The 9,357-nt window shown below is 72.7% G+C and carries 12 protein-coding genes; 4 read left to right on the top strand and 8 right to left on the bottom strand.

The features are described from left to right. A partial coding sequence (locus tag AE652_RS11265) for a cation transporter (RefSeq protein WP_049651133.1) occupies positions 1-847 on the bottom strand: 847 nt, incomplete at its 3' end. 302 nt (positions 848-1,149) lie between these two features. On the opposite strand from AE652_RS11265, the gene AE652_RS11260 reads away from it, so the two are divergent. Together AE652_RS11260 and AE652_RS11255 are read left to right on the top strand one after the other, a co-directional pair. After that, complete coding sequence (locus tag AE652_RS11260) at positions 1,150-1,431, top strand: metal-sensitive transcriptional regulator (protein WP_049651130.1); 282 nt, start codon at positions 1,150-1,152, stop codon at positions 1,429-1,431. 74 nt (positions 1,432-1,505) lie between these two features. Next, positions 1,506-2,405 (top strand): hypothetical protein, encoded by a 900-nt coding sequence (locus AE652_RS11255; protein ID WP_049651129.1) that lies wholly within the window; start codon positions 1,506-1,508, stop codon positions 2,403-2,405. Between the two features lie 140 nt (positions 2,406-2,545). Here AE652_RS11255 and AE652_RS11250 read toward each other — a convergent pair whose 3' ends face one another. Continuing rightward, a complete protein-coding gene (locus AE652_RS11250; protein WP_049651128.1) occupies positions 2,546-3,247 on the bottom strand; it encodes an NAD(P)-dependent oxidoreductase in 702 nt (233 codons plus the stop codon). 123 nt (positions 3,248-3,370) lie between these two features. Between AE652_RS11250 and AE652_RS11245 the strand changes: the two genes are divergently transcribed. Then, entirely contained in the window at positions 3,371-4,087 is a 717-nt protein-coding gene (locus AE652_RS11245) for a TetR/AcrR family transcriptional regulator (protein ID WP_049651127.1), read from the top strand. Positions 4,088-4,335: 248 nt separating this feature from the next. Here AE652_RS11245 and AE652_RS11240 read toward each other — a convergent pair whose 3' ends face one another. The 4 genes from AE652_RS11240 to AE652_RS11225 form a co-directional block, all read right to left on the bottom strand. Continuing rightward, positions 4,336-4,839 (bottom strand): hypothetical protein, encoded by a 504-nt coding sequence (locus AE652_RS11240; RefSeq protein ID WP_053112038.1) that lies wholly within the window; start codon positions 4,837-4,839, stop codon positions 4,336-4,338. Between the two features lie 135 nt (positions 4,840-4,974). Then, a complete protein-coding gene (locus AE652_RS11235; RefSeq protein ID WP_234348340.1) occupies positions 4,975-5,370 on the bottom strand; it encodes a contact-dependent growth inhibition system immunity protein in 396 nt (131 codons plus the stop codon). 46 nt (positions 5,371-5,416) lie between these two features. Further along, entirely contained in the window at positions 5,417-6,346 is a 930-nt protein-coding gene (locus AE652_RS11230) for an SDR family NAD(P)-dependent oxidoreductase (RefSeq protein WP_049651126.1), read from the bottom strand. A 40-nt stretch (positions 6,347-6,386) separates the two neighbouring features. Next, complete coding sequence (locus tag AE652_RS11225) at positions 6,387-7,274, bottom strand: SDR family NAD(P)-dependent oxidoreductase (protein ID WP_049651125.1); 888 nt, start codon at positions 7,272-7,274, stop codon at positions 6,387-6,389. Positions 7,275-7,346: 72 nt separating this feature from the next. Between AE652_RS11225 and AE652_RS11220 the strand changes: the two genes are divergently transcribed. Next, a complete protein-coding gene (locus AE652_RS11220) occupies positions 7,347-8,285 on the top strand; it encodes a LysR family transcriptional regulator (protein ID WP_049651124.1) in 939 nt (312 codons plus the stop codon). A 12-nt stretch (positions 8,286-8,297) separates the two neighbouring features. On the opposite strand, the gene AE652_RS11215 is transcribed toward AE652_RS11220, so the two are convergent. Beyond that, complete coding sequence (locus tag AE652_RS11215) at positions 8,298-8,651, bottom strand: hypothetical protein (protein ID WP_049651123.1); 354 nt, start codon at positions 8,649-8,651, stop codon at positions 8,298-8,300. Then, positions 8,648-9,121 (bottom strand): hypothetical protein, encoded by a 474-nt coding sequence (locus AE652_RS11210; protein ID WP_049651122.1) that lies wholly within the window; start codon positions 9,119-9,121, stop codon positions 8,648-8,650. Before AE652_RS11210 ends, AE652_RS11215 begins: the two co-directional genes overlap by 4 nt. Positions 9,122-9,357 lie beyond the last annotated feature (236 nt).

Raw genomic sequence — 9,357 nt, 5'->3', positions numbered from 1 at the left:
CCGTGCCGTCGGTGGCGATCTTCTCGCCCGGGCGGACCACGAAGCGGTCGCCCACGGCGAGGTCGGCGATCGGGATGCGCACCTCGGCCCCGCCGCGCAGCACCGTCACGTCCTTGGCGCCCAGTTCCAGCAGCGCCTTGAGCGCGGCCCCGGCGGTGCGCTTGGAGCGCGCCTCGAAGTAGCGGCCGGCCAGGATGAAGGCGGTGACCCCGGCCGCCGCCTCCAGGTAGATGTTGGACGAGCCGTCGCCGCGGGCGATGGTGAACTCGAAGCCGTGCCGCATGCCCGGCATCCCGGCGTCGCCGAAGAACAGCGCCCACAGCGACCAGAGGAACGCGGCGGTGGTGCCGAGCGAGACCAGGGTGTCCATGGTCGCGGCGCCGTGCCGGGCGTTGGTGAACGCGGCCCGGTGGAACGGCCAGGCGGCGTAGGTGACGACCGGTGCGGCGAGGGTCAGCGACAGCCACTGCCAGTTGTCGAACTGGAGGGCCGGCACCATCGCCATCGCGATCACCGGCACCGCGAGCGCCACGGCGGTGAACAACCGCTGGCGCAGCGGGGCCAGTTCGTCGGCCGGCTCGGCCTGCCCGGCGCCCGAACCCCCTTCCGCGGCCGGGGGCTTGGGCAGCGCGGCGGTGTAGCCGGTGGCCTCGACGGTGGCGATCAGGTCGGCGACCTCGACCCCGCCCTCGAAGGAGACCTTCGCCTTCTCGGTGGCGTAGTTGACGCTGGCCGTGACCCCGTCCATCCGGTTGAGCTTCTTCTCGATCCGGGCCGCGCAGGAGGCGCACGTCATGCCGCCGATCGAGAGTTCCACCTCCGCTGAGGCGGGTGCCTGCGTAGTCATCGTCGCTCCTCGTGACGTCGTCGTGCGGTACGTTCGGCGGCCGGGCCCTCGTACCCATGGGGGGTATCGAGCGGTGCCGGGTTCATTTATACCCCTGAGGGGTATCGGCCGCAAGCCCTGACGGATACCCCCTGCCCGTATTTTTGGAGGGGCGGAGACTGCTTGACTTGATACCCCCATGGGGTATTCACTCGTGGGCATCGAGCGGCGTCGAGCCGCATCGAGGCGCACCAAGGCGCGTCGAACCGCATCGAGTCGCATCACGTCGCATCGACCCCCCGCCGGAACCCGAGGAGGACCCCATGGCCGGCTACCACAACGACAAGGACCAGCTCCTGCGCCGCCTGCGCCGCGTCGAGGGCCAGATCCGCGGCCTCCAGCGCATGGTCGACACCGACACCTACTGCATCGACACGCTCACCCAGGTCTCCGCCGCCACCAAGGCCCTCCAGTCCGTGGCGCTACAGCTGCTCGACTCCCACCTCGCCCACTGCGTCCACGACGCCATCGCGGGCGGCGGGGCCGAGGCGGACGCCAAGGTCGCCGAGGCCACCCAGGCCATCGCCCGGCTCATGCGGGCCTGAGCGCCCGGCCCGTCCCCCTGCCGTCCTGCCGTCCTGCCGTCCCGCCGTCCCGCATCACGAGGAGAAACGCCGCCATGAACACCCCGCTGCGCATCACCGCCTTCACCGCCGGACTCGCCGCCGCCTTCGGCCTCGCCCTCGGCGTCGGCCGCGCCACCGGCAACGGCCCCTCCCCCAAGCCCGCCACCGCCGCGCACGGCGGGCACGCCGGGCACGGCGCGGAACCGACGGACGGCGGCGCCGAGCACCTGCCCGGCGGACTGCAGGTCTCCGAACGCGGCTACACGCTCAGCGTCGAGAACCCGTTCGTGACCGCCGGCTCCCCCACCGACCTGCACTTCCGCATCCTCGGCACGGACGGCAAGCCCGTCACCGCCTACCAGCAGCAGCACGAGAAGGACCTGCACCTGATCGTCGCCCCGCGCGACCTGTCGACCTTCCAGCACCTGCACCCGACCCTCGCCGCCGACGGCACCTGGAGCGCCCAGACCGCCGTCCCCGCCGCCGGGGAGTACCGGGTCTTCGCGGACTTCACCCCAGCCGGGGCCAGCGAGGGACTCACCCTCGGCGCCGACCTGCACGCCGCGGGCGACCTGCGGCCCGCCCCGCTGCCGGAGACCGGACGGACCGTCACCGTCGACGGCTACACCGTCACCCTCGGCGGCGACGTCACGCCCGGGCGCAGCGGCACGCTCACCCTCACCGTCAGCAAGGACGGCCGGCCGGTCACCGACCTCCAGCCCTACCTCGGCGCGTACGGCCACCTCGTCGCCCTGCGCGCCGGCGACCTCGCCTACCTGCACGTCCACCCGGACACCGGCACCCCGGGCCCTGAGATCGGCTTCACCACCACCGCCCCGAGCCCCGGCAGCTACCGCCTCTTCCTGGACTTCAAGCACCAGGACACCGTCCACACGGCGGCCTTCACCGTGACGACGGAAGGCGCCGCCCCCCCGGCCGGCCACCAGCACTGAGCGGGCCCGTACGAGAGGTGCCGGGCGATCCCACGGAGGGATCGCCCGGCACCTTCTGCTGTTCACCCGATCGAGTGCGGAGCGGCTTGCCGGAACACGGCGAGGAGAGAGGTTCCCGGGTGGATCTCGACTACGACCTTTCAGTACCCGACCGTGAAGCGGCGCTGGACGAAGCGCGGCAGCTCCGCCTCGTCGACCAGGGCGACCGCGGCGTCCTCCACCGATATGCGACTGCGTCCGTCCGCGTCCAGGACGGATTGGTCGCCACCGGTCCGGAAACGGCCGGTACGCTCGCCGGGAGCGATGTCCTCGGCCGGGCTGAAGTAGGTCCACAGCCGATTCGAGGTTCGCAGGACGGTCAGGGCGTCCCGGTGGCCGCGCACGGCGGCCGCGTACTCCCGGGGCAGTCCGAGCGCGTCGAGGCTCTCATGGATCAGCTCGTCATGGTCGGCGCGCACCACGCCCGGTTCGACCTCCAGGCTTCCGGCACCGCCGATCACGATCAGGCGCGTCCTGGGGTGGCTCTCCAGTGCCGTCAGCAGCGCGCGGGCGGCAGTCGCGTAGACCGTGGGGTCGGCGATGGAGCGACGGACGGTGTCGGCGAAGTCCTTGGCGGCGTTGCCCGGCTGGAATCCGCTGATCAGCACGTCCAGGCCGGGCAGCACGGCCGCGATGCTCGCCGCGTCGAGGACGTCGACGTCGGCCCAGGTGATGTTCTCGCGGGTCTCCTTGATCTGTGAAGTGTCCCGACCGAAGGCCGAGACCAGGTGTCCGCGCTGAAGCGCCTCGGTGACGACCCGGCTGCCGATGCCGCCAGTGGCGCCGATGACTCCGATGTGCATGGTTCTCCCCTCAACCTGCCTGCGAATACGGCGACATGACGGGCCGTCGGTCACCGCGGCGAAAACTATACGGCGTGAAGTTTCGATACGCCAACCAATCTGGTGACACTGTAGAGTGTCCGCATGGCGGCTACCGGGACCACAGGACGACGCGAGCGGCTGCGCGCCGAGACGACGGCCGAAATCAAGAGCGTGGCATTGGCGCTGATGGCCTCAGGCGGCCCCGACGCCATCACGCTGCGGGCCATCGCCCGAGAGATGGGCATGACCGCCAACGCCATCTACGGCTATTTCGCCACCCGCGACGATCTGGTCACCACGCTCATCAACGACGTGTACACCGCGCTGGCCGACGCCGTGGACGCGGCCTGGGAGGCCGCCCCCGCCAAGGACCCGGCGGTCCGGATCCAGGCATGGGCCACCGCCTTCCGGAACTGGGCCGTCGCCAACCCCGAGGGCTTCCGCCTCGTCTACGGTGACCCGGTCCCCGGCTACCACGCCCCCGAGGGCGGCGCCGCCCCGGACGCCGCGCGCCGGGTGTGCACAGGACTCGCCGCACTCGCGGCGGCTGCCTGGCCCCACACCGAACACCTCTACCGAGACAGCACGTTCGAGTGGCCCGACTTCGACCCCGGGCTCCGCGACAAGGTGCGCGAGGCCTTCCCGGAGCTGCCCCCCGCCGCCGTCGCACTCGCCCTGCGCATCTGGGGACACCTGCACGGCCTGGTGTCACTGGAGATCTACGGCCACCTCCACACTCAGATGGCCAGCCCGGACAAGCTCTTCCGCGAGGAACTGGCCCAGCTCGTCCGAGCACTGGGCATCCCTCACCAGGGCTGAGCGGCTCCGCCGCACAGCCCGGATCGGGCTTGTCCCGCGGCCCGGTGAGGGTGAGGAGGAGCGGAACACCGGTTCAGGACCTCGTGCGGGTCGGGGGCCTCACACCTGTCCGCAGCCACCAACACCTGAAAGCAGTTGCGCGAGAAGTCGGCCAGGCCGACTTCTCGCGCAAACCTTCCCGCCTCACGCCACCTGCCCTTTGACGGGCCGGAACCTCGGATCCACTCCCGTCCGGCCCTCAGGGGCAGTCAGCGCCGGATCTCGGCCCGCGCCCGCTCGTCCGGCGTGCCGATGTCCCAGAAGCGGACGATTCCGTGCGCGCCGGCGTAGGCGCCCGTACCGCCGGTGACGGCCATGTCGAGCGGGGCGCTCGTTCCCTTCGTCCAGAGCGACTGCATCGTCAGGGAGCCGCCCTCGACCTCCATGGTGATGAGGCACTGCTTCGTCACCTCCCCACCGTGGAGCTGGACGACCTGGCACGATCCGCCCCCGCGTCCGACGCTGCGGCCGCCCTGGACGGTGGTACCGGAGTAGACGTCCATGTCGCCCAGGCTCGGCCCGGCGGCGCCGAGGTCCAGCACCTCGTACTGGTCGTTCTGGACCTTGAGTTCGAGCACCTCGACACGGCCCTTCCGCAGGCTGTCGGCGTCCGCGGTGCCCACGGCGGCGAATCCGATCGCGGCCGTGGCCAGCGCGGCGGCGACGAACCTCCTGGCCGTCAGGTACCTGCTGCTGCTTCCGTTGGTGCCCATGGAGGCTCCCCCTTCGCTGTGAACTCGTGCGCGAACTCCCTCGACGCTATGACCCGCGAGCCGGCCTTTTCCAAGACCAATCCCGTTATCGCGCCATACCCTCGCGGGCATGATGGGCTCACAGCGGAGCAGGTCCTACCAGGCCAGGAACCCCTCGACGTCGCGTTTCAGAGGCTGCGGCACCTCGGCCAGCTCCGAGACGATCGAGCGGACCTCCCACCTGAGTTCGGGGCGCTCCCGCCAGACCGCCTCGCCCCTGGTGAGCACGGCGGCCAGCAGATCGCCCTCGTACATGTCGCCTGCCGCCAGCGGGTCGGCCCGCAGGACCTCCACCGCCAGCGGCAGGAGGTGGGCAAGGCCGACGTCCTGCCTGATCAGCAGCCGCAGGTCTTCGACGGTCAGGCCGCCGATGGGCCGGCGCCGAAGCTCGCGCGCGGTCGCCACGAGCCGGGACTCGCCGCCCGAAGGGGTCGGCCGGCGGTCGTGCTCAAGTTCCTCGAGCGAGCGGTCACGGTCCACGATGCGAGTCACCGGCCGATCGTCCCATGTCGGCTCTCGAAAGCTGTCCGAGCGGCGGTCAGCCGGAGGACTTCACCGACTCCTCCGACAGGTCCCAGAGCCTCCGGGCGTTCTCGCCGTCCAGCGCGTAGCGCGCGACGCCTTGCAGCGGGACGCCTCGGCGGTCGAGCACCTCGGCCTCGTCGCAGTCGGCGAAGTAGCGGCCGCCAACGCCGTCCAGGAGGGGTGAGACGGCGAGCAGGACGGAGGTCGCCGCTCCCTGGGCGACCGTCTTCATCAGCTCGGGCGGGATGGTCCCGCTGCCCCGGCCGTCGGTGTGGCGCTGGAGGTTGGTGAGGATCGCGCCGGGCATCAGGGCGTTGGCGGTGATGCCGTCGCCGGCCCAGCGGCGGCTCGCCTCGACCGCGAACAGGACGTTGGCGGTCTTGGACTGGGCGTAGGCGAGCCACGGGTCGTACGGGCGGAAGGCGAAGTGGACGTCGTCCCAGACGATCGGCGACCGCTGGTGGGCGCTGGAGCTGACCGAGACGATCCGGGCGGCGCCGTCGGCGGCGAGCGCGCGGTGCAGGCCGGTGGCGAGGGCGAAGTGCCCCAGGTGGTTGGTGGCGAACTGCCACTCCCAGCCCTGCTCGGTGTACCGCTCCGGGCAGGCCATCACGCCGGCGTTGTTCACCAGGATGTGCAGCGGGCCCTGCCAGGCCTCCGCGAACGCGGCGACGGAGGCCAGGTCGGTGAGGTCCAGCCGGCCGACGTGCACCTCCCGGTTGCCGGTGGCCGCGGTGATCTCCTCGGCGACCCGCTGCCCGGCCGCCACGTCGCGGACGGCCAGGGTGACGGCGGCGCCGGTGCCGGCCAGCACCCGGGCGGTCTCCGTGCCGAGGCCGGAGGCGGCGCCGGTCACCACGGCGCGGCGGCCGGTGAGGTCGACGCCCTGCGCGACCTCGGCGGCGGTGGTCGCGAAGCCGTACGGCGTGCTGATCGCGTTCATCGGTGAACTCCTCTTCGGGGAACGGGTGTTGTCGACGCCCTCACGGTACGAGCAGGCGGTCCTGCTCGGTCGGCGGCGTGCCGCCGTACCAGTCGAGCGGGCGGCCCGCGCGGACGAGTTCGCCGTACAGGGCCGGGTCGACGGGCTCGGCGAACACCAGGTCCAGGATGTCCGCGGCCGCCACCGCCGGCGGGCGCGCCTCGCGGTAGTCGCCGAACCAGGGGCGCGAGGTCGCGGTGTCGACCATGCCCGGGCAGACGGAGGCGATCAGGATGCCGGCGGCGAGGTCGCGCTCGCGCCGCTCGGCGGCGACCGCCCGGACGGCGGCCACCTGGGCCACCTTCGAGGGCACGTTCAGCCAGCGCGGCCAGCCCGCCTCCTCGGCGGTGCCGTGGTGGATCGCGGCGCGCCAGGACTCGACGGCGTACTCCACCTGGTCGAGGGTCGCGCCGTCGAACAGGTGCCGCAGCCGGGGGTCCAGGTGGCCGAGGGTGCCCAGGCTGCTGGCCACCACGAGCAGTCGGCCGCCGGGGCGCAGCACCGGGGCGAAGTCGCGCAGCACGGCGTGGGTGGCGGTGTTGGAGACGTCGATGAACTCGTCGGCGCGCTCGGACTGCGACTCGCCGGGGAGCAGCCGGGCGACGGCGTTGGACAGGACGATGTCGACGCCGCCGTGCCGCTGCCGGAGTTCGTCGGCGAGGCGGGCGAGGGCCTCGGTGTCGGTGACGTCCAGGACCCGCCCTTCGACGCGGCCGCGGGTGCCGGCCGACCGGGCGACCTGGTGGGCGGCCTCGGTGACGCGCTGCTCGCTGCGGCCGGTGAGCAGGACCAGGTCGGCCGGCCGCAGGCGGGCCGCCAGTCCCTCGGCGAGGGCCCGGCCGAGGCCCTGGTTGGCCCCCGTGACGAGGGCGGTGCGGGGATCGCTCATACCGACCACGGTAGGAACCGGCGCCTCCATGAGTCCAACGAAACTCTCGCACCTCTGCTATGCGTAGACGTCATGGACTTCACGGACGTCTCGCTGACCGCGCTGCGGGTGTTCCGGGCCGTGGCCGAGCAGGGCACCTTCACGGCGGCCGCGCAGGCGCTGGGGTACACCCAGTCGGCGGTGTCCCGGCAGATCGCCTCGATCGAACGGGCCGCGGGCGCGGAACTGCTGGAACGGCGCCGCGAGGGCGTCCGGCTGACGGCCGCCGGGCGGGTGGTGATGCGGCACGCGACCGTCGTGCTGGAGGAGATCGACGCGGCGGCCCGCGAACTGTCCAGCCGGCCCGAGGAGGGCGGGACGGCCCGGCTCGGCTGGGTGCCGACCGCCGGCACCACGCTCGTCCCGCAGGCCCTCGCCGCGCTGCGGCGCAGCGACCCGGGAGTACGGGTGACCAGCCGCGAGGGCGGCACGGCGACGCTGGCGCGGGCGCTGCGGGCGGGCGGCATCGACCTCGCCCTGCTCTCCTCGGCCCCGCCGTTCCGCGCCCCGGACACCGAGTCGCCGCCCCTGGTGCTGCAGACCCTCACCGAGCGCGCCCTGTGCCTGGCCGTGCCCGCCGCGCACCCGCTGGCCCGCGGGGAGTACGTCGACGTGGCCGACCTGCGCGGGCAGCGGTGGATCGCCGGGCCGTCCGCCGGGGCCGACCGGCTGATGGGGGTGTGGCCGGGGCTGGACGAACGGCCCGAGATCGCCCACACCGCCCGCGACTGGCTTGCCAAGCTGCACCTGGTGGCGGCCGGCGGCGGGCTGACCACCGTCTCCCCCGCCATGGCCGCCGCCGCACCGCCCGGCGTACGCGTCCTGCCGGTACGCGGCGGCCCGCAGGAGGTGCGGCGCCTGCTGCTGGCCCGCCTCCCGCAGCCGCCCACCGACCCGGTCCGCCGCCTGGCGGCGGCGCTGCGCGCGGCAGCGGTGGCGGAGGCGAACGGCGGGCCACAGGACGGCCGTTGAGCCCCGCGCGGGTCAGTCCGTGGCTTTGGGGTGACCGACTCCCGCGTAGGTGATCCAGGCGGTGCGGTTGGCATCGTCGATCAGGTACCAGATACGCCCTCCGCCCGTGACCTCATATTGCCAGCATTCCAGGGCTTGCCCCTTGAACGCGGAGCTTCCGAGGCGACCCTTGAGCCGGTGTTGACGGTCGGCATTGCCCACGCCCCGCGGGGCGGCACGGATCGCCTCGAAGGCACGCCGCAAGTTGCCCGCCGCCTGGCGGGCCAGTTGCTCCCAGCCATCGGCTGCTTCGGAGCTGGCGAAGCGGAGGTCGAATTCGTCGCCGATCGGAGGGGGCGCGGCTCGATCCCCGCGCTTCGGGCTCACTCGGCCGCCTCGGGTGGCGGGACGGGCCCGAGGTCGCCCTCGAGCTCACGGGTGAGGATGGCGAGCAGGGCCGGATCCGCATAGACCTCGGCGCTGTGCTTCCACTGGGTGAGGAGGAGAGCGATCGGCGCGAGGTTGTCCAGCGCCACGGCGCCGCGCGCCGTGTCCACCAGCTCGGTGAGAAGGGTGTCGATGTCCTCCTCGGGCAGGAAGGTGCTCCACGGCAGGGCTTCGGGCAGTGCCTGGCGCAGCGCGACGACGTTCTCGGTCCGGACCAGCCCCGCAAGCAGCCTGGAGGTGAAGTCCACGACGCTGGCGTCACGTTCCATCTGGTCGACGCTCATCAGGGCGAGGTCCTCGGCATCGCGTCTCCGGAGTCTGAGCGCGCGGACCTCGTCCAGTCGGCGCGTGGTCGCGGCCGGGTGGTGGAGCAGCTCGCTGAAGGGCACATCCTCGTAGGCCGCAGTCATGACATCCACAGTAGCTCGGATGTCGTGCTCCCTGGCGATTTGCGGGACATCACATACCCGAAAGAGGTATTCACACGCAGGGCGCGAGCGGTCAGCAGCCCGGGCGGCAGGGGGCGGGGGTGCCACGGGCCGGGTCGGCGGTGACGGCCGCCGCGACGGCGGCGGCCAGGCAGGCGATCAGGCAGCGGGTGACGGGGTGGCGTACGGCGCGCAGCAGGGCGGGCGGGCGTGTGGCG

It is taken from the genome of Kitasatospora sp. MY 5-36 (genome assembly GCF_001182915.1).
Lineage (GTDB): Bacteria > Actinomycetota > Actinomycetes > Streptomycetales > Streptomycetaceae > Kitasatospora.
This window is presented reverse-complemented; position numbering and strand designations above follow the sequence as displayed.